A 19,031-nucleotide genomic window follows, 5' to 3' on the forward strand; every position below is an offset into this window, starting at 1 on the left:
ACCTTGGTGGGGTTCAGGTTCGGCGAACGAGTTGTGCATAGTCGGTACCGCTGATGCCATAGGTCCAGCCCGCGGCGTCCAGAGCGGAGGGAACCCATTCGGGGACGTGAAGGCCGTACCGGCGCCGTTGCCCGTCGCGTTCGACGGAACCGTTGACGACGAGCAGGATCCGGCCGGGGCGACCCCAACCGGTCGGTGATGCATAGAGTCCGAGCGTGCATCCCGGGTTTCCCGGATCGTCTGCATGGTCCACGAGTGCGAGCGCGGCCATGTCGATGTACCTGTCCCAGCCGATTCGCTCGACGGCGCATCGGCGGACCTCGACATTGCGCTCGTCGTTGATCCGCTCGACGGTGGGATCGAGGACGACCCAATCGGGAACGATGGTGCCATGTTGCACGAAAACATGACTGCCGTCCGAGAATTCGAGCGCCGGACGATCGGGGTGGTGTAAGCGGCGTTCGTTGTGGACGCCCTCGGGTGTGGGTTCGGTGTGCACGGCGGTGGGCCGTTCGGCCATGACGCAGACTCCGTCGAACGCCCACCACCACCCGGTGGCGCGGACCAGTGCGGCCTGAAGATCGAGAAGGTCGTCGTCGCGCGACTCGAAGCTCGCGAGGCCGAAGCGTCGGAGCGTGTCGTAGTACGCGACCCGATGTGCCTCCTGTTGCCCGTACCAGGTGACGCCGGGAGTCGGGCGCGGCCACAGTGTGCGTATCGCCGTCGCGACACCGACGTACAGAGAGGTCCGCAACGAATCCCACACGGCCGCACGAACGAGCGGGTCCGGCCGGTGCCGCCGAAGTATGCGCGCGTCCATCCGGTCACGGGACGCGGACCAGAGTGCGGCGATCCCTGCCGAAGGGTGTGCAGGCTTTCCGAAGCGCAGCGGGGGGACCGATAAGCTTTCGTCGGCAATCAACTGCAGTGCCACTGGGGGAGAGGGTACCCAGACGAACTCCGGTTCCTCGAACCCCGCTCGTCGGTAGAGTCCTGCGACGGCGGATTCCGCGGAGGGCCGGTCGGAAGGTCTCGTACACAGTCCTTGCGCGAGCCAATGGTCGCGCCGGACGGACACCGCGGCGGCAATCGCGTGAGGATCGGTGATTCTGGTGGACAGGGTGCGGTGTGGAACCGCTGATGAGATCGGCACGGCGCTCACCGGATGGTGGCGGTGGCCGCCTTTCCTGTAGTCATGGTTATCGAGGATGGCACGGGAAGGCTCTGGGCGCAAGCAATTGTCCCGCCCAGGCATTCGGACGTGGACGAAGACCGGCGCCTACTTCATCGGCCGATCGTGACCGTCATCGATCGTCGTACGGGACTGCTGCAGAAGGGCATTCTCGGAGCTACCGCCGCGTCCAGGGCAACGGATCGACACATGGGCAACGGCGCGCGCGTCAGCCGATCTGCTCGAAGAGGGACACGATGATCCCTTCGGGTCCACGCACGTAGGCCATCCGCACGCTGTTCTCGTACTCGCCGATGCTGCCGATGAGCCCGTATCCGTCCGCAGCCACCGCATCGACGGCCGCTTGGAGGTCGCCGACCTCGAAGGACACGTTGCGCAGCCCGAGCTCGTTGGCCATCGCCAAGGGTGATCCGGGCACGTGGTCGGGCGTGACGAAGGTTGCGAGCTCGAGTCGGGTCCCTCCGTCGGGCGGCCGCAGCATGGCGATCTCACAGTGCGCTCCGGGGATGCCGCAGACGGTCTCCACAAACTCGCCCTCCACGGATCCGGTGCCCTCCACTTCGAGACCCAGTCCGACGAAGAACGCTGTCACCGAGTCGAGGTCCGCGACGGTGATGCCGATGTGGTCGAAACGTTTCACGTGCGCCATGGGATCCATCCTCCGATTGTCGTTGTGCCGATGCTGGGACGGAGGCGGGTCTGGGATCTCGACATGTACTTGCCGCAGAGCTGCGGGCGACCCGTGGTGTCGAAGGTCGCTGCCGTCCTGCACGTACCGGACCTCGCTGGTCATGGGTACGCATCCAGTGTTGTCCCGGGTGCTACGAAACCTGAGAAGTGACACGCGAGCGACCGGGCCGTCCGCGACGTCACCGAGGAGATCGGCGAGGAGTGGATCACCCGGCCGTCGACGGCGGGCGGCTCACAGGCCGTCGGCGCGTAGCCAGGTGCGGAGGCGGCGTCGGGCGTTGGTGTACGGGGAGGAGGTGTTGAGCTGGATCATCCGTCCCGCGGTGTACGCGCGATACCAGGGCGAGCCGTAGAGTTCGACGTTGTCGAGCCCGCGCACCAGGGCAACGATGCGGCCGTGGGCGGCATCGAGCCGCTGCAGCAGCGGCCACGGTACGTCGGCATGATCGCGGTAGAACTTCTGCGCCGGCGAGCCGAGTTGGTTCCAGGTGAATCCCGGTGCCGGGAGTTGCGGTTCGATGCCGCGAGCGCGGTCGTCGTGCCACGAAACGACCAGTTCGTTCCATCCGATCAGGTACGCCACCAGATCGGCCGGGCTCATCCGGGTTCCGGTGCGGTGCCCGGGCAGCGACGCCTCCCGGGCCCGTTCGACAGGCACACGTTGCAGCGCGCGTGAGCGCGCCGGACGTCTCGGTGAGGGCGCGCAGCAACTCGTCCTCGGTGTGCGGTACCGGCATGCGTGTCTCCGTGTGGCGGGCGGTGGTGTCGGGATGCACGGTATCGGCGACGGTGGTTCCTGCGCCTGGCGACGGGCCCGGTCAGACCACCGGCGCCGGGTGGTCGATCCCGAACCGGCCCCGGAAGAACACCATCGGCCGCTCCTCGCACACGGTGTCCAGCTCGAGCACCCGGCCGATGATCACGTCGTGATCGCCGGCGACGTGCACCTCGTGCACCTCGGCGTGCACGCGCATCAGCACGTCCGGCAGTGTCGGCGTCCCCCACCGGGAGACCTCCCAGTCGAGTTCCTCGTACCTGCGGCCCCGGCTCGAGCCGAACCGCGCGCACAGGTCGGCCTGGTCCTCGCGGAGCACGTTGACGCAGAAGCGCCCCGCGGCCCGGATGCGCGGCCACGCGCGGCCCCGGTGGTCGGCGCAGATGAGGATCAGCGGCGGCTCCAGGGACACCGAGGCGAACGACTGGCACGCGAACCCCACCGGGCCCGCGTCGTCCAGTCCCGTCACCACGGTGACCCCGGTGGCGAACTGTCCCATCACCCGGCGCATCTCCTCCGGATCGGGCGCAGCGACGGTCGATCGTGCGAGTGTCGTCGTCTCGAGGGGCATGAGTCCACCTCCGGTTGTGGGGACGGATCGGCGTGCATACGCCGTGGTCGATGCGACCGACGCTAGGGCAGGCCCGGCGTGCCCCCCATCGGGGTCCCGCTGAGCGGAAGCGGCCGCGCGCGCCGCCTCGGCGGGCCGGGAGATCTCGCTGAACGGGATGGTGTATGGCCGCTGCGGGCCACGGCTGGCAGCCTGCGGTTCGTATGGGCGGTGCGCCCGGCACCACGGCGACGAACAGGGACGACGATGACGGATGTGAGCTACGAGGGGACCCTGAAGGAACTCTCCACCGACCAGGGTGTGCTGCGCTACCACGAGGCCGGCGACGGCCCGCCGCTGCTCCTGCTGCACGGCTCCGGCCCGGGGGTGACCGGTTGGCGCAACTACCGCGGCGTCCTCGCCGACTTCGCGCGGCACTTCCGCTGCCTGGTGCTCGAGTTCCCCGGCTTCGGCGTGAGCGATCCCGGCGACGGCCACCCCATGGTGATGGCCCAGGGCGCCGTCGGCGCCTTCCTCGACGGCCTCGGCCTCGGGGCCGTGGACATGATCGGCAACTCCATGGGCGGGATCGTCGCCACCAAGGTCGCCATCGACGAGCCGCACCGGGTGCGCAAACTCGTCACCATCGGCGGCATGGGAAAGAACGTCTTCGCGCCGGGGCCGGGCGAGGGCATCAAGCTGCTGATGGAATTCACCGACAATCCCACGCGCGAGGGGCTCGTCCGCTGGCTCCACTCCATGGTCTACGACCCGGCCGTCGTCACCGAACAGCTGATCGAGGAGCGCTGGGCGCTGGCGACCGAGCCGAAGACGCTCGAGATCGCCCGCCGGATGTACAGCTCCCAGGCGTTCGCGGCCGGCGCCGCGGCCGCCGCGGCGTCGAACGCGACCCCGTACTGGGCGCAGCTGCACAAGATCAAGGCCCCCACCCTGCTGACGTGGGGCCGCGACGACCGGGTCAGCCCCGTCGACATGGCGATGCTGCCCATGCGCGACATCCCGAACAGCGAGCTGCACACCTTCCCGAAGTGCGGGCACTGGACGATGATCGAGGCCCGCGACGCGTGGCTCTCGGCCGTCCTCGCCTTCCTGCTGCGCGACGAGCGGCGGACCTAGCCCACGGTCCCGCTGAGCGGGAGAGCTTTTGCCCTCCCACCTGCGCATATGTCACCTTTCGAGTCAGTCGATCGGCGCGGAGAAGAAGCGCGGATCCTTCACCAGTTCCAGGAGTGCACGATGCTCGACGGTTCGCAGCGAATCGCCGCCGCCGATCTCTTGTGGGCCGCCGAGCGTGACCGCGCCCCGATCGGTCCGCTGACGGAGACGTTCCCCGAGATCGACGTGGTGGACTCGTACGAGATCCAGCTGATCAACATCCGCCGGCGGCTCGAGGCCGGCGCCACGGTGTACGGCCACAAGGTCGGGCTCTCGTCCGAGGTCATGCAGAAGATGATGGGCGTCGACGAACCCGACTACGGGCATCTGCTCTCGACCATGGTGTACTCCGAGGACGAGCCGATCGACACCGCGCAGTTCTGCTACCCGCGCATCGAGGTCGAGATCGGCTACGTCCTCGGCGAGACCCTGCCCGGCGCGGACTGCACCGAGGAGGACGTGCTCCGGGCGACCGAATACATCGTTCCCAGCATCGAACTCATCGACTCGCGGATCGAGGACTGGCGCATCGGCCTCGCCGACACGATCGCCGACAACGCCTCCTCGGCGGGCGTGATCCTCGGTGCCGGCCGCATCGCGCCGGACCGGGTCGACATCGGCGGTATCGCCGCGGTGCTGTACCAGGGCGACGAGGAGATCGCGCGCGGTGCGGCGGCCGCCGTGCTCGGCGACCCGACCCGTGCCGTGGCGTGGCTGGCCCGCAAGGTCGCCGGCTTCGGGGTGCGGCTCGAGGCCGGGCACGTGATCCTGCCCGGCTCGTGCACCCGCGCGATCGACGCCCGGCCGGGCGACACCTTCCGGGCCGAGTTCAGTGATATCGGCTCTGTCTCAGTCGAATTCAAGTGAGGAACAGACCAGTGACCAAGGCTACCGCCGCGATCGTCGGGCCCGGCAACATCGGCACCGACCTGATGTACAAACTGCTGCGCTCGGACGTCATCGAGCCGCGCTGGATGATCGGCGTCGACCCCGCCAGCGAGGGGCTCACCCGGGCGGCCGCCGAGGGTCTGGTCGCGAGCCACGAGGGCGTGGACTGGCTGCTCGCCCAGGACGAGCGCCCCGACGTGATCTTCGAGGCCACCTCGGCCTACGTGCACCGGGTGAATGCGCCCCGCTACGCCGAGCTCGGCATCCAGGTCGTCGCCCTCCCCCCGGCCGCCCTCGGACCCGCCGTCGTGCCCGCCGTGAACATGGGGGAGCACGAGGACGCACCGAACGTCAACCTCATCACCTGCGGCGGCCAGGCCACGATCCCGATGGTGCACGCCGTCTCCCGCGTCACCGAGGTGGAGTACGCCGAGATCGTTGCGAGCGTCGCCTCGCCGTCGGCCGGTCCCGGAACCCGCGCCAACATCGACGAGTTCACCCTCACCACCAGCCGCGGCATCGAGACGATCGGCGGTGCCCGAACGGGCAAGGCCATCATCATTCTCAACCCCGCCGAACCGCCGATGCTCATGCGCGACACCGTGTTCTGCTCGATCCCCGAGGATGCCGACCGGGACGCGATCGCCGCGTCGATCCACGACGTGGCCGCGACCGTGCAGGGCTACGTTCCCGGTTACCGGCTGCGTGCCGAGCCGCAGTTCGACGATCCCACCCCGATGAGCGGCGGGCGCGCCCGGGTCGCGATCTTCCTCGAGGTCGAGGGCGCCGGCGACTTCCTGCCGCCGTACTCGGGCAATCTGGACATCATGACCTCGGCCGCCACCAAGGTGGGCGAGAGCTTCGCGGCCAAGCTGCTCGCCGCCCGCGTGTAGACCCCCACCGCAGACCGTACTTTCGAAGGAACACAGTCGATGCCCTACAGCGCAGATCTCGACATCCGGATCACGGACTCGTCGTTGCGTGACGGCTCCCACGCCAAGCGTCACCAGTTCACCGTCGAGGACGTGCGCTCCATCGTCGGTGCGCTCGACGACGCCGGCGTGCCCGTCATCGAGGTCACCCACGGCGACGGCCTCGGCGGCTCGTCGTTCAACTACGGCTTCAGCCGCACCCCGGAGCAGGAGCTCATCAAGGCCGCCGTCGAGACGGCGACGCAGGCGAAGATCGCGTTCCTGATGCTCCCGGGGCTCGGGGTGCGCTCGGACATCCGGGAGGCCGCCGACAACGGTGCCGCGATCTGCCGGATCGCCACGCACTGCACCGAGGCCGACATCTCCGCCCAGCACTTCGGTCTCGCCCGGGAACTCGGCCTCGAGACCGTCGGATTCCTGATGATGTCGCACAGTCAGCCGCCCGAGGTGCTCGCGAAGCAGGCCCGCATCATGGCCGACGCCGGCTGCCAGTGCGTGTACGTCGTCGACTCGGCCGGCGCCCTCGTCCTCGAGGGGGTCTCGGACCGGGTCGCGGCTCTGGTCGCCGAGCTGGGCGACGACGCCCAGGTCGGATTCCACGGCCACGAGAACATGGGCCTCGGCGTGGCCAATTCGGTGCTCGCCGTGCGGGCCGGGGCCCTGCAGATCGACGGGTCCACCCGCCGGTTCGGCGCCGGTGCGGGCAACACCCCGGTCGAGGCGTTCGTCGCCGTGGCCGAGAAGCTCGGTATCCGAACGGGTATCGACACCCTGAAGATCATCGACGCCGCCGAGGACGTCGTCCGGCCGGTCATGGACGGCGAGTGCCTCCTCGACCGGCTGTCGCTGACGATGGGCTACGCCGGTGTGTACTCGAGCTTCCTCAAGCACGCCGCCGCCCACGCCGAGCGGTACGGGGTCTCCGGTGCGGAGATCCTCATCGAGGCCGGCCGGCGCAACCTCGTCGGTGGCCAGGAAGACCAGCTGATCGAGATCGCCGTCGGTCTCGCCGCCCAGAAGTAGACCCCCGGGTCTTGAGAGAGAGCTGACAGTCATGGGCCAGGTTTTGGACAACATCATCCAGTACGCGGACGAGATCCGCGCCGAGGGCACCGAGGGCGACAAGCTCATGCGCCTGACGGACAACAACGCCAAGCGGCTGCGCGACGCCGGTGTCATCCGCATGCTGCAGCCGAAGGAACACGGCGGCCTCGAGGTCCACCCGCGGGAGTTCGCCGAGACCGCGATGGCGATCGGCGCGATGGACGGCGCCACCGGATGGGTCGCCGGCATCGTCGGCGTGCATCCGTGGGAGCTCACGTTCTTCGACCCCAAGGCGCAGGACGAGATCTGGGGCGAGGATCCCGACATGTGGATGGCCTCCCCGTACGCCCCGATGGGCGTCGCGGTTCCGGTCGACGGCGGCTACGTCCTCAACGGCCGCTGGTCGTTCTCCTCCGGCACCGACCACTGCGGCTGGATCATGATCGGCGCCGCAGTGGGCGACAAGGACGGCAACCGGCTGAACCCGCCGCAGGTCCTGCACGTGCTGCTGCCGCGCTCGGACTACGACATCGACCAGGACAGCTGGAACGTCGTGGGCCTGCGCGGCACCGGCTCGAAGGACCTGATCGTCGAGGACGCCTTCATCCCTGCCTACCGCACCCTCGACGCCGACATCGTCCTCGGCGGCAACGGGTGGCGTCACGCGGGCCGGGACGAAACCCTCTACAAGTTCCCGTTCTCGTGCATCTTCCCGCTGGGCATCACCTCGTCGCTCATCGGCATGGCCGAAGGCGCGCTCGCGTGCTACATCGCGGCCCAGAAGGAGCGCGTCGCGGTCACCGGCATCCCGATCAAGGAGGACCCGTACGTCCTCTACGCCCTCGGTGAGGCGGCCGCCGAGATCGCCGCGTCGCGCGCCGCGATCCTCGAGACCGTCGACCGCTTCTGGGACAAGACGGACAAGGGCCAGGAGGTCACGTTCGAGGAGCGCGCGATCGGCCGCCGCACCCAGACCGCCGCCGCGTGGCGGGCCGTGCGCGCCGTCGACGAGATCTTCGCCCGCTCCGGCGGCGGCGCGATGCACCTGAAGTTCCCGATGCAGCGCTTCTGGCGCGACGCGCACGTCGGCCTGTCGCACGCGATCCACGTCCCCGGCTCGATCTTCCACGCGTCTTCGCTGACCCAGCTCGGCGGCGAGCCGCAGGGCGTCCACCGCTCGATGATCTAGCCTGCCCCGCCGACCTTTTCAGGATGGAAGACAAATGACGGACATTCGAGCACTCGGATACCTCCGGATCCAGACCACCGACGTCGCGCGCTGGCGCGAACTCGTCGTCGACGGACTCGGCATGGCCGTGGGCTCCGGCCCGGAGCCGGACGGCCTCTACCTGCGGGTGGACGAGCGGCGCGCACGCCTGATCGTCCTGCCCGGCGAATCGGACAGGGCGCTCGCGGTCGGCTGGGAGGTGCGGGATCAGTTCGCACTCCAGCGTGTCCGGGAGACCGTGGAGAAGGCGGGTATCACCGTCGACGTCCTCTCGCAGGAGGAGTGCGACTACCGCGATGCCGAGCAGGTCATCGCGTTCGACGACCCGATCGGCACCCGCGTCGAGGTGTTCTTCGGTCCGGTGCTCGATCACAGCCCGGTGGTGACTCCGCACTGTGGCCGGTGGGTCACCGGCGAACAGGGGCTCGGCCATGTCGTGTTGCCCGCCACCGATTTCGATGCGGCGTACGCGTTCTACACCGAGGTGCTCGGTTTCCTGCCGCGTGGCGCGATCCGCCTTCAGGCACCCGGACCGGCGCGGCGCGTGCGCTTCCTCGGAGTGAACCAGCGCCACCACAGCCTGGCCCTGTGCCCGGCGCCGCCGACCGAGGAGCCCGGCCTCGTGCACCTGATGACGGAGGTCGACACCCTCGACGCCGTCGGGCAGGCGCTCGACCGTGTGCGCAAGCTCGGCTTCTCCATCTCCTCGACGCTGGGCCGGCACACGAACGACAAGATGGTGTCGTTCTACGTTCGCGCGCCGGGCGGGTGGGATCTCGAGTTCGGCACCGAGGGGATGCTCGTCGACGAAACCTATTACACGGCCGAGGAGATCACCGCCGACAGCTATTGGGGCCACGACTGGTCCGAGTCCGAGCCGTTGGCGGCCTTCACGCCGAAGGCCTGACTCTCGCAGTGGAACACGACGAAGGCCCGGCCGGGGGATCGCCCCGGCCGGGTCTTCGTCTCTCGTTCCCGGAGTCGTACTCCGTGGCTCTCGGGAGTCGTACTCCGTGGCTCTCCGGTGTCGTACTCCGTGGTTCGGAACCGCGTGGATCAGGCGTGGGTGACCTGTTCGAGCTGTGGCGGCGGGAGGCGTCGGACGAAGGGCGCGGCGACCACGGCGATGAGGGCGAGCACACCGCCCAGCACGAATGCGGTCTGCGCACCCGAGGCCTGGGCCTCGGCCGTGCCGGAGCCGGCGGCGGCGTCGGCGCCGATCGTGAGCGCGGCGACGAGCAGCGCGGTACCGGCGGCACCGGCGAGCTGCTGCAGCGTGTTCATGATCCCGCTGCCGTGGCCGTAGAGCCGCGGCGGCAGGGCGCCGAGCGAGACGGTCATCAGCGGGGTCATGAGCATGGCCATGCCGATGCAGAACACCACGTGCATCGCGATCACGAGCCCGATCGACGTGTCGGTGCCGACGGTGCTCAGCCACCACTGGCCGGCGGCCAGCAGGAGCGCGCCCGGGGTCACGATCGGGCGCGGCCCCACGGCGTCGTAGATGCGGCCGACGATCGGCGAGATCACGCCCTGGACGAGACCGCCGGGCAGCAGGATCAGGCCGGTCGTCAGGATGCTCACCCCGAGCCCGGCCTGCAGGTAGATCGGCAGGACGACGACGGTGCCGAGCATGGTCGCCATGGCGATGACGACGATGACGACCGAGATGCGGAAGTGGGGCACCTCGAACGGATTCAGGTCCAGCAGTGCGGTGCCGGTGCGCTCGAGGCGCTTCTGGCGCGCGACGAAGAGGCCGAGGGCAACGACGCCGACGATCAGCGCGGTCGCGGGGCCGACGATGGTGCCGTCGAGGAGGGACGCGACGTTCGCGAGGCCGTAGACCAGGCCGCCGAAGGCGAAGACCGAGAGGACGACCGACACCACGTCCAACGGCGCCTTGCGGGTCCTGCCGGTGTTGCGGAGGAGGAGCAGGCCCGCCGCGAAGGCGACGATCGTGGCCGGAAGCATGAGACCGAACAGCCAGCGCCAGCTCATGGAGTCGACGATGATGCCGGAGACGGTGGGGCCGATCGCGGGCGCGACCGAGATGACGACGGAGTTCAGGCCCATGACGGTGCCGCGGTGGGCGACGGGAACCGTGGTGATGGTCGTGGTCATCAGCAGCGGCAGGATGACCGCCGTGCCACCGGCCTGGACGACGCGGGCGAGCAGCATGATCTCGAAGCCGGGGCGGCGGCGGCGAGTGCGGTGCCGGCGATGAACAGGATCATGGCGGCGGTGAACAGGGTTCGGGTCGAGAACCTCTGCAGCAGGAAGCCCGTGGTGGGGATGACCACGGCCATCGTCAGCATGAAGCCGGTGGTGAGCCACTGGACGGTGGCGGCGGAGACCGAGAAGTCCCCCATGAGTTGCGGGAGCGCAACACTGAGCACGGTCTCGTTGAGGATCATGATCAGGGCGGAGACCACCAGCACGCCGATCACCTGAGCGATGTGCCGCGTGGAGGTGAGCCCCTCCGACGCGCCGGGGGCCGCGCCGGCCGGGCGCGTGTCTTTCAGTTCGAGGTTCGTCATCGACACCTTCGCTTCTTCGGTCGTGGACCGGTCAATGATGTCACAGAGTGACGAAGTGTCATAATGTGACATCAACCGCCTTGGCGGGTGCAGTGGGGGCGTGGAGCCGCCCGTGGCCGGACATGCAGGCAGGAAAATTGTCACCAAGAAAGTATTCTTGACACTCTGTCATTGAAGCGCATACGGTGTTGCGTGACTCACGTGTTGCAGCTCACACCCGGGCGCATGTCCGCCGACGTCCTGTCCGAGGACGCGTCCGGTGGGGCGTCTTCGACGTGGTCGTGCCGAACGCGTCACAGCCCTGACCATCACTCACGAGGGAATGATCGAATGTCTCTGCAAAACAAGGGGATTCTGATCCAGGCCGGGCTCGGCGCGGTGCTCGTCACCGTCCTGATGATTCCGTTCCAGTCCCTGACCCCGCTCGCGCTCTACAGCCCGATGCTCATCCTGCCCGTCATGCTGTTCTTCACGCTGCAGGCACCACCGCGGGCCCTGCTCGGCATGTTCCTCAGCTTCGTGTGCGGCGTTGCCTGGGGCGCAGCGTTTCTCGCCGTCCAGAGCGCCCTGCCCGGCGTACCGCTCGAGCTCGTGATGGGCATCGGAGTGGCGTGCGTGATCTTCCTCGTCCTCGCGGTGCACCCGCTCGTATTCGGCCGCACCCCGCTCGGCATGGTCCCCGCCGTGCTGCTCGGCGTCGTGGAGACGCTGCTCGTGACGAACCTGTCGGTTCTGCTGCCCGACGGTGCGCCCGTGCCGAACCTGCCGTGGCTCGTCGTGATCTTCGGTTACGGCTGCGTCATGACCCTGATCCTCATCCTCGTGCAGGACAAGATCATCGGGGCCCTGCTCGGTGCGCAATGGCGCTCCGCGCCCACCGACGAGGCGCCGAGCTCCCAGATCCCGCCCACCCCGCCGGTGCGTCCGTCCCCCCGGCCGACGGCCTGATCCGCCGCGGTTGAGCCGTGTCCGAACGGCATCGGCCGTCGGCTCCGGTGGATCGGGCCGGCCTGCCGGCGCAGCAAGTCGACGGTGGACCGACTGTCATGGAATGTGCGCCGCCCGGCCGACCCGATCCCGGGTAAGGTACCCGCCCGTCGACACTTTCACACCAACGGAGCCCGGGGAACCGGTGTGAGGTTTCTCGCGCCCCGGAACGGACGTCGCAGGGCCGGCATCCGATTCCGGATGCCGGCCCTGCGATGCGAGCGAGTCAGCCGCGGTTGAGCAGCTTGCGCATGGCGTCGGCCGCGCCCTTGACGAGCGTGTCGCGCGGGAAGCCGCTGCGCTTGACCGCCGCGTCGTAGTTGCCGCCGGCCACCCACACCGGCCCGTCGGTGAGGTGTTCGAGCCCCTCGCGGGCCACCTCCTCCGGCTCGGCGACGAGCATGCCGGGGATGTCGAAGTTCAGCCCGGCGCGGATCATCGCCGGGGTGCGGGTCACGCCGAGGACGAGTTCGACGACGTGTACCCCGTGCGGGGCGAGCTCGAGCCACAGGCTTTCGGCGAACACGCGACTGAACGCCTTGGACGCCGCGTAGATGCTCTGGTGTTCCGCCCCCATGTAGCCGGCGAGCGAACCGAGCAGCATGATGCCGCCCCGGCCGCGCTCCTTCATCTTCGCGCCGAACAGGTGCGAGAGTTCGAGCTGCCGATGGATGTTGAGGTCGATGACGCCACGGAAGCCGTCGAGGTCGCCGGTGACGAACTCGTTGCCGTAGCTGTTGGCGCCGGCGTTGAAGATGAGCAGGCCCACCTCGACGTCGTCGGTCGCCTGCCGGATCTGCTCGACGGCGTCGGGGGAGAGCAGGTCGAGTGCCAGGGTGCGGACCTGGACGCCGTTGCTGCGTACCTTCTCCGCGGTCTCCTCGAGCGGGCCGGGCTTGCGGGCGATGAGCACCAGATTCAGCCCCGCCTTGCTCAGCTCGTCGGCGAAGGCGGAGCCGACGCCCTCGGAGCCGCCGGCGATGACGGCCCATGGGCCGTAGTGCTGGACGTCGATCACGAAAGTTCCTTTCCGGCTGACTTACTGGACGATCGGTCCCGGGACCGGGGTGTCGTCGAGGACGGTGAGGCGGCCTTCGGTCGCGGCCCACGTGATCGTCTCGGCGAGCTTCGCGCAACCGCGGCGCGGCGCCCCGGGCCGGGAGTCCTGCCCACCCCGCTCACGCATCTCGGGGCACCGGGACCGCGCCTGCTCGTTCCACTGGACGGAGGTGTGCTCCCAGCTGTTCTTGGCGACGAGAACCCGGGCGCCGCACTCAGTGCACTGCAGGGGTTGCATCGGTGGTCGCCGCCTCCTCGGCGTCCTTCGTGCGGGCGAGGTTCTCCTCGACCTCCTTCATCCACGCCGCCACCGGGCGGGTGGTGTCCATCTCGAACTCGAACCGCTCGGTCATCTCCGGCTTGACGTCGGCCGCGTCCACGTAGAACTGCTCGTACCAGCGGCGCAGCTGGTAGACCGGGCCGTCCTCGTCGCACAGCAGCGGATTCTCGATGCGCGTCTTGTTCTTCCAGATCTCGACGTCCTGCTCGAAGCCTCGGGCGATGAAGTCACCGAACTTGCGGGCCGTCTCGTCGGCCGAGTCGCCGAGGGCGTCCGACTTCTTCACGATGATCCCGTACATCAGGACGAACTTGTTCTCGGTGACGGGGTAGTGGCAGTTGAGCAGCACCGAGTCGATATCGTAGCCCTCGTACTTGTACTGCAGGTCGTCGATCATGAACGACGGCCCGAAGTACGCCGCCTCGGAGCGGCTGCCGACGAGCTTCGGCTGGCCGTCGGCGTGCGGCCGCATGTCCTCCCGCGCCTGACCGTGCATGATCTGCGTCGCGACGTGCCCCTCGAAGATGTTCTTGAAATACGTGGGGAACGAGTAGTGCACGTAGAAGAAGTGCGCCATGTCGACGATGTTGTCGATGATCTCGCGGCAGTTGGTGTCGACCTCGGTGGTGTACCAGACCCAGTCGGTCCACTCGTCGCTCGTCGCGCCGGCGATGCGGGGAATGGTCACGTCGGCCGGCGGCGGGTTGCCCTCGGGGTCGTTCCAGACGAACAGCATCCCGTCCTGATCGAGCGTGTGCCAGGCGCGGGTCTTCGCGATCGGCGGAACGCGGCGGGCGTAGGGGATTGCGGTGCAACGTCCGTTGCCGCCCCAGCGCCAGTCGTGGAACGGGCAGGCCACCGAGTCGCCCTTGATCGTGCCCTGGCTGAGGTCGCCGCCCATGTGCCGGCAGTACGCGTCGAGGATCTTCAGGTCGCCGTTGCTGTCGGCGAACACGACGAGCTTGGTGCCGAAGGCATGGACCGAGTGCGGCTTGCCGTCCTTGAAGGACTCGGACAGGCCGAGGCAGTGCCAGCCGCGGGCGAACCGGGTGGGCGCGGAACCGGCCTCGATCTCGCGAACTTCGACGTCGTCGGACTTGCTGGAGCTCACTGTCGTCCGTCCTTTCGAATGGAATGTCGTATCGGATGGAGCACCTCGGGCACCGGTGCTGTGCGCGGGTGGGCCGGGGGACGGTGGCCGCCTGCGACCGTGTGCTCGACGCTAGGTGAGCCCGCTCACCGGGGATGGAGCGCATCCCACTGTCCGGGACCGTCTGCGGCGGTGTATCCGGACGGCACCGCAGGATGGGGTGCCTGTTCCTGCCACGGTGACCCGTCCGGGTCGCGAAGGAGACACACCGATGTCCGACGACGTGCTGACGAAGGTCCGCGAGCTGCTGCCGTCCATCGCGGAGCGCGCCCGCAGCGTCGACGAAACGCGCCGGGTGCCCGACCAGACCGTCCAGGACCTGGCCGCCGCGGGAGTGTTCCGGATGCTGCAGCCCGCCCGGCACGGTGGTCTGGAGAGCAACCCTGTGCGCTTCTACGAGGTGGTGCGGGCGATCTCGGGTGCCTGCGGCTCGACGGGCTGGGTGGCCTCGATCCTCGGCGTCCACTCGTGGCATCTGGCGTTGTTCGATGCGCGGGCACAGGACGACGTGTGGGGACAGGACGAGTCGACGCTCCTGTCGTCGTCGTACGCACCGGTCGGCGAGCTCGTCCCGGTCGAGGGCGGCTTCGAGCTGTCGGGCAGCTGGCGGTTCTCCTCCGGCTGCGAACACGCGTCCTGGGCGCTGCTCGGGGCGCTCGTCGTCGGGGCCGAGGGCCGGCCGGTGGACTTCATGACGGTGCTCGTGCCGCGCACCGACTACCGGATCCAGGACGTGTGGGACGTCGTCGGCATGCGCGGCACCGCGAGCAACGAGATCACCGTGGAGAAGGCGTTCGTCCCGCACCACCGGACGGTGCGCAACTACGAGCTCGCGCAGCTGCGGGCCCCCGGGCACAAGGTCAACCCGGGGCCGCTGTTCAGGCTGCCGTTCGCGGCGGTCTTCACCACCGCCGTTGCCGCGCCGGTCATCGGGACGGTCGCCGGATGCTACGAGCAGTACCTGAGCGCGATGCGCGACCGGGTGCGCCTGAGCCTGGGTGGAGGCCGGTTCGCCGAGGACCAGTTCGCGCAGGTCGCCGTCGCCCGCGCCGCGTCCGAGATCGACGCGGCGATCCTGCAGACGGACCGCAACATCCGCGAGTTGTACGAGCTGGCCGTGGCCGGGGAGCCGCTGCCGACGAGCATGCGGCTGCGGGTGCGCCGCGATCAGGTGCGCGGCACCGAGCGCGCCGTCGAGGCGATCGATCTGCTGTTCAAGACCGCGGGCGGCAACTCGCTCGGCCGCGGCAACCCCGTCGAGCGGGCGTGGCGCGACGCGCATGCCGGCAGCGTGCACGTCGCCAACGATCCCGAACGTGCCCTCGCCCTGTACGGCCGGGGCGTGTTCGGGCTGCCGGTGGAGGACAACCTCGTCTGAGCCGGTCCTTCCCGCGCGCGTCGATGCTTCCTGCGCGCGTCGGAACACGCGCAAGTAAGCACCGTGCCGCGCAACCACATGGGATCGCCCGGTTCGGTATCCTCCATCTGGCCTGGGCGTGGACGTCGAACCCGGACGCAAGGGTGCGGCACAGTCCAGGGCAGGTCCCACTGAGCGGAAGATTTCTGCCGGCGCGATGCAGGATGAGGGACGCTGGGCGGCACGGCGTAGCCGCAGGTACGAGACGACGGAGGAACCACGGTGCCGAGAGTTGCCGAAGCGCGGGACGCCGCGGAGCCGACGTCCGCCGAGCAGCGCGCACGGTTCGGCCGCATCCTCGACGCGGCGGCGCGCCTGGCAACCGAGAAGGAACTCGAGCGGGTGCAGATGCATGAGGTCGCGAAGATGGCCGGCGTCGCCATCGGCACCCTGTACCGCTACTTCCCGTCCAAGACGCACCTGTTCGTGGCGGTGATGGTCGACCAGATCGAGCAGATGAGCGATCGGATGACCCAGCGCCCGAACCCGGATTCGACTCCGCAGGAGGCCATCTACGAGGCTCTCGTGCGGGCCACCCGGGCGCTGCGGCGACGGCCGTTGCTGGCGGCGGCGATGATCCAGTCCACGAGCACCGCCAAGGCCACGGCCATCCCCGACGTCGCCAAGATCGACCGCCGGTTCCGGGAGGTCCTCTACCGCGCGGCCGGGCTCGAGTACGTCACCGAGCGGGATGCGACGCTCGTGCGGGTGCTCGAGCAGGCGTGGTTCGGGATCATCCAGTCGAGTCTCAACGGCCGGATCTCGGTGCCGGATGCGGAGTCGGACCTGCGCGTGGCCTGCGAGCTGCTGCTCGCGGGCCTGTCGAACGCGCGGCCCGCTCCGTCCGCCTGACGCCGGGCCGCGCCGGTCCCCGCCGGGGCGCCGTGCCCGCACAGTACTGAAATGAATTCTTCTATCGTCGACGGTCGCGCGGGCCGGTCGGCTGCGCGACGTGCGCATGCATACTGGTAGTTCATTGCGAGAGCAGCCTCGCCGCCGACAGGCCATTGTCTCGGCGTAGTGAATAGAATACATTCCAAAAATGAACGCGTTCCCGGTTCGTCCGTCGGCGCGTCCGATTGCCTTCCAGCCCAGCACTCACGTCCGAGGAGCTTGTTCATGACCGAGGTAGTCATCGTCGAGGCGGCGCGCACCCCCATCGGCCGCCGCCGGGGCGCCCTGGCCGGTCTGCACCCGGCCACCCTGCTCGGCACCGCACAGCGCGCCGTGCTCGACCGCGCCGGCCTCGCCCCCGACCAGGTGGGTCAGATCGTCGGCGGCTGTGTCACCCAGGCCGGGGAACAGTCCAACAACATCACCCGGCAGGCGTGGCTGCACGCCGGCCTGCCCTACGGCACGGCCGCCACATCGATCGACTGCGCGTGCGGCTCCTCCCAGCAGGCCGTCCACATCGTCGCCGGCCTCATCGCCTCCGGGCAGATCTCCGCGGGCATCGGCTGCGGTGTCGAGTCCATGAGCCGTGTCTTCCTCGGCCAGGCACTCACCCCGGAGACCGGCAACCCGTATCCGGACGACTGGACCATCGACATGGGCGACCAGTTCACGTCGGCCGAGCGCATCGCCACCCATCGCGGCATCAAGCGGGGTGACACCGACGCCTTCGGCCTCGAGTCGCAGCGCCGCGCCGCCCGGGCCTGGGCCGAGGGCCGGTTCGACCGCGAGATCGTGCCCACCGAGGCGCCCGTCCTCGCCGACGGCGTGCCCACCGGGGAGACCACCGTCGTCACCCGCGACGGCGGCCTGCGCGAGACCACCGCCGAGGGGCTGGCCGCCCTGAAGCCCGTCGTGGAGGGCGGCATCCATACGGCCGGGTCGGCATCGCAGATCAGCGACGGCGCCGCCGCCGTCCTGCTGACCAGCGCGCAGCGCGCACAGGAACTGGGCCTGCGGCCCCGCGCACGCATCGTCGCCTCGGGAATGGTCGGGTCGGACCCCTACTACCACCTCGACGGCCCGATCGACGCCACGCGGAACGTCCTGGCCAAGGCCGGCATGACGCTGGGCGACATCGATCTCGTCGAGATCAACGAGGCGTTCGCGTCGGTCGTGCTGTCGTGGGCGCAGGTGCTCGGCGCCGACCTGTCCAAGGTCAACGTCAACGGCGGCGCGATCGCCCTCGGCCACCCGGTCGGCTCGACCGGCGCCCGGCTCCTCACCACCGCACTGCACGAACTCGAACGATCCGACCGGTCCACGGCACTGGTCACCATGTGCGCGGGCGGCGCACTGTCCACCGCCACCGTCATCGAACGCATCTGACCACACCATCGAATCCACGAGGCCGACATGACCATTGGACTGACAGACGAGGATCGCGACCTGCGCGACTCGGTGCGGAGCTGGGCCGCCCGGCACGTCACCCCCGAGGTGCTGCGTGAGGCCGTCGAGGCCAAGGCCGACACCCGCCCGGCGTTCTGGGGCTCGCTCGCCGAGCTCGGGGTGCTCGGCCTGCACCTTCCCGAGGAGGTCGGCGGTGCCGGATGCGGCCTCGTCGAACTCGCCGTCGTCACCGAGGAACTCGGCCGGTCGATGGTGCCGGGCCCGTTCCTGCCGACCGTGCTGACCGCGGCCGTGCTGCGCGACGCCGGCCGGACCGGCGAGCTCGCCGGCCTCGCGGACGGATCCACGCTCGCCGGCATCGCTCTCGACCCGGGCACGCTGCGGGTGGAGCGCGGCGCCTCGGGCACCACGCTGTCCGGCCGGTCCGGGTACGTGCTCGGCGGCCACACCGCCGACCTGCTGCTCGTCGCCGCCGAGGACGCCGGCAACCGGGCCTGGGTGCTGCTGCGCCGGGACGGACTCGAGCTCGAGGACCTGCCCAGCCACGATGTGGTGCGCGGCAATTCGCAGATCGTGGTGGACGGTTTCGCGCTCGCCGCGGCGGACGTGCTGCGGATCGAGCCGCAGCGGGTCACCGACCTCGCCGCCACTCTGTTCGCGGCCGAGGCGTCCGGAATCGCGGACTGGTGCGTGCGCACCGCGGCCGACTACGCCGCCGTGCGCCGCCAGTTCGGCCGCCCGATCGGCCAGTTCCAGGGTGTCAAGCACCGGGCGGCGCGCATGCTCACGCTCGCGGAGCAGGCCCGCGTGTGCGCGTGGGACGCC

Annotated in this window: 18 protein-coding genes and 1 pseudogene; 11 read left to right on the forward strand and 8 right to left on the reverse strand. The window is 69.4% G+C overall.

Translation table 11 applies throughout. The features are described from left to right. Positions 1-13 precede the first annotated feature (13 nt). From CQZ88_RS07450 to CQZ88_RS07465, 4 genes are all read right to left on the reverse strand, one after another. Positions 14-1,162 carry a DUF6745 domain-containing protein gene (locus tag CQZ88_RS07450; RefSeq protein ID WP_102799509.1) on the reverse strand — a complete coding sequence of 383 codons (1,149 nt, stop codon included), beginning with the start codon at positions 1,160-1,162 and terminating at the stop codon, positions 14-16. Positions 1,163-1,400: 238 nt separating this feature from the next. After that, the gene (locus CQZ88_RS07455; protein ID WP_102799518.1) at positions 1,401-1,841 is read right to left on the reverse strand and encodes a VOC family protein; all 441 of its coding nucleotides are present in this window, start codon (positions 1,839-1,841) and stop codon (positions 1,401-1,403) included. 273 nt (positions 1,842-2,114) lie between these two features. Then, positions 2,115-2,540: a ClbS/DfsB family four-helix bundle protein gene (locus CQZ88_RS07460; protein WP_258008493.1), complete on the reverse strand. Its 426-nt coding sequence runs from the start codon at positions 2,538-2,540 to the stop codon at positions 2,115-2,117. A 160-nt stretch (positions 2,541-2,700) separates the two neighbouring features. Continuing rightward, positions 2,701-3,228, reverse strand: a complete 528-nt coding sequence (locus CQZ88_RS07465) for a flavin reductase family protein (protein WP_065922097.1) — start codon at positions 3,226-3,228, stop codon at positions 2,701-2,703. A 246-nt stretch (positions 3,229-3,474) separates the two neighbouring features. Here CQZ88_RS07465 and CQZ88_RS07470 point away from each other — a divergent pair, with 246 nt between their 5' ends. The 6 genes from CQZ88_RS07470 (at position 3,475) to bphC (ending at position 9,382) form a co-directional block, all read left to right on the forward strand. Then, positions 3,475-4,344: an alpha/beta fold hydrolase gene (locus CQZ88_RS07470; protein ID WP_102799510.1), complete on the forward strand. Its 870-nt coding sequence runs from the start codon at positions 3,475-3,477 to the stop codon at positions 4,342-4,344. A gap of 120 nt (positions 4,345-4,464) precedes the next feature. Continuing rightward, positions 4,465-5,250, forward strand: a complete 786-nt coding sequence (locus CQZ88_RS07475) for a 2-keto-4-pentenoate hydratase (protein WP_006935104.1) — start codon at positions 4,465-4,467, stop codon at positions 5,248-5,250. 11 nt (positions 5,251-5,261) lie between these two features. Next, the gene (locus CQZ88_RS07480; protein ID WP_102799511.1) at positions 5,262-6,164 is read left to right on the forward strand and encodes an acetaldehyde dehydrogenase (acetylating); all 903 of its coding nucleotides are present in this window, start codon (positions 5,262-5,264) and stop codon (positions 6,162-6,164) included. A gap of 39 nt (positions 6,165-6,203) precedes the next feature. Next, positions 6,204-7,226 (forward strand): 4-hydroxy-2-oxovalerate aldolase, encoded by a 1,023-nt coding sequence (gene dmpG, locus CQZ88_RS07485; protein WP_102799512.1) that lies wholly within the window; start codon positions 6,204-6,206, stop codon positions 7,224-7,226. Positions 7,227-7,257: 31 nt separating this feature from the next. After that, positions 7,258-8,436 (forward strand): acyl-CoA dehydrogenase family protein, encoded by a 1,179-nt coding sequence (locus tag CQZ88_RS07490; protein ID WP_102799513.1) that lies wholly within the window; start codon positions 7,258-7,260, stop codon positions 8,434-8,436. 34 nt (positions 8,437-8,470) lie between these two features. After that, on the forward strand, positions 8,471-9,382 hold the full coding sequence (gene bphC / locus CQZ88_RS07495) for a biphenyl-2,3-diol 1,2-dioxygenase (protein WP_006935116.1): 912 nt from the start codon (positions 8,471-8,473) through the stop codon (positions 9,380-9,382). A gap of 149 nt (positions 9,383-9,531) precedes the next feature. On the opposite strand, the pseudogene CQZ88_RS07500 reads toward bphC, so the two are convergent. Next, positions 9,532-11,012, reverse strand: a pseudogene (locus tag CQZ88_RS07500) (MDR family MFS transporter). 330 nt (positions 11,013-11,342) lie between these two features. On the opposite strand from CQZ88_RS07500, the gene CQZ88_RS07505 reads away from it, so the two are divergent. Beyond that, a complete protein-coding gene (locus CQZ88_RS07505) occupies positions 11,343-11,960 on the forward strand; it encodes a hypothetical protein (RefSeq protein WP_006935122.1) in 618 nt (205 codons plus the stop codon). A gap of 265 nt (positions 11,961-12,225) precedes the next feature. Here CQZ88_RS07505 and CQZ88_RS07510 read toward each other — a convergent pair whose 3' ends face one another. From CQZ88_RS07510 to CQZ88_RS07520, 3 genes are read right to left on the reverse strand one after another with little or no spacing between them, the layout of a single operon-like run. Continuing rightward, a complete protein-coding gene (locus CQZ88_RS07510) occupies positions 12,226-13,017 on the reverse strand; it encodes an SDR family oxidoreductase (protein ID WP_006935123.1) in 792 nt (263 codons plus the stop codon). Positions 13,018-13,038: 21 nt separating this feature from the next. Beyond that, positions 13,039-13,296 (reverse strand): hypothetical protein, encoded by a 258-nt coding sequence (locus tag CQZ88_RS07515; RefSeq protein WP_102799514.1) that lies wholly within the window; start codon positions 13,294-13,296, stop codon positions 13,039-13,041. Beyond that, a complete protein-coding gene (locus CQZ88_RS07520) occupies positions 13,274-14,449 on the reverse strand; it encodes a Rieske 2Fe-2S domain-containing protein (RefSeq protein ID WP_006935126.1) in 1,176 nt (391 codons plus the stop codon). Before CQZ88_RS07520 ends, CQZ88_RS07515 begins: the two co-directional genes overlap by 23 nt. A 250-nt stretch (positions 14,450-14,699) precedes the next feature. Between CQZ88_RS07520 and hsaA the strand changes: the two genes are divergently transcribed. The 4 genes from hsaA to CQZ88_RS30605 form a co-directional block, all read left to right on the forward strand. Beyond that, positions 14,700-15,866: a 3-hydroxy-9,10-secoandrosta-1,3,5(10)-triene-9,17-dione monooxygenase oxygenase subunit gene (hsaA, locus tag CQZ88_RS07525; RefSeq protein WP_006935131.1), complete on the forward strand. Its 1,167-nt coding sequence runs from the start codon at positions 14,700-14,702 to the stop codon at positions 15,864-15,866. A 261-nt stretch (positions 15,867-16,127) separates the two neighbouring features. Then, complete coding sequence (locus CQZ88_RS07530) at positions 16,128-16,757, forward strand: TetR family transcriptional regulator (RefSeq protein WP_006935134.1); 630 nt, start codon at positions 16,128-16,130, stop codon at positions 16,755-16,757. A gap of 267 nt (positions 16,758-17,024) precedes the next feature. Then, entirely contained in the window at positions 17,025-18,185 is a 1,161-nt protein-coding gene (locus tag CQZ88_RS07535) for a steroid 3-ketoacyl-CoA thiolase (RefSeq protein WP_006935139.1), read from the forward strand. 27 nt (positions 18,186-18,212) lie between these two features. Further along, positions 18,213-19,031 (forward strand): acyl-CoA dehydrogenase family protein (locus CQZ88_RS30605; protein WP_258008496.1); only part of this gene is annotated, 819 nt, incomplete at its 3' end.

The organism is Rhodococcus sp. ENV425 (assembly GCF_002887785.1).
Lineage (GTDB): Bacteria > Actinomycetota > Actinomycetes > Mycobacteriales > Mycobacteriaceae > Rhodococcus > Rhodococcus aetherivorans.

What these genes read in the sequence shown, in the direction of transcription:
- dmpG (WP_102799512.1), top strand. Translation starts at nt 6,204, where the DNA reads ATGCCCTACAGCGCAGATCTCGACATCCGGATCACGGACTCGTCGTTG.
- CQZ88_RS07505 (WP_006935122.1), top strand. Translation starts at nt 11,343, where the DNA reads ATGTCTCTGCAAAACAAGGGGATTCTGATCCAGGCCGGGCTCGGCGCG.
- CQZ88_RS07490 (WP_102799513.1), top strand. Translation starts at nt 7,258, where the DNA reads ATGGGCCAGGTTTTGGACAACATCATCCAGTACGCGGACGAGATCCGC.
- CQZ88_RS07515 (WP_102799514.1), bottom strand. Translation starts at nt 13,296, where the DNA reads ATGCAACCCCTGCAGTGCACTGAGTGCGGCGCCCGGGTTCTCGTCGCC.
- bphC (WP_006935116.1), top strand. Translation starts at nt 8,471, where the DNA reads ATGACGGACATTCGAGCACTCGGATACCTCCGGATCCAGACCACCGAC.
- CQZ88_RS07465 (WP_065922097.1), bottom strand. Translation starts at nt 3,228, where the DNA reads ATGCCCCTCGAGACGACGACACTCGCACGATCGACCGTCGCTGCGCCC.
- hsaA (WP_006935131.1), top strand. Translation starts at nt 14,700, where the DNA reads ATGTCCGACGACGTGCTGACGAAGGTCCGCGAGCTGCTGCCGTCCATC.
- CQZ88_RS07535 (WP_006935139.1), top strand. Translation starts at nt 17,025, where the DNA reads ATGACCGAGGTAGTCATCGTCGAGGCGGCGCGCACCCCCATCGGCCGC.
- CQZ88_RS07470 (WP_102799510.1), top strand. Translation starts at nt 3,475, where the DNA reads ATGACGGATGTGAGCTACGAGGGGACCCTGAAGGAACTCTCCACCGAC.
- CQZ88_RS07455 (WP_102799518.1), bottom strand. Translation starts at nt 1,841, where the DNA reads ATGGCGCACGTGAAACGTTTCGACCACATCGGCATCACCGTCGCGGAC.
- CQZ88_RS07475 (WP_006935104.1), top strand. Translation starts at nt 4,465, where the DNA reads ATGCTCGACGGTTCGCAGCGAATCGCCGCCGCCGATCTCTTGTGGGCC.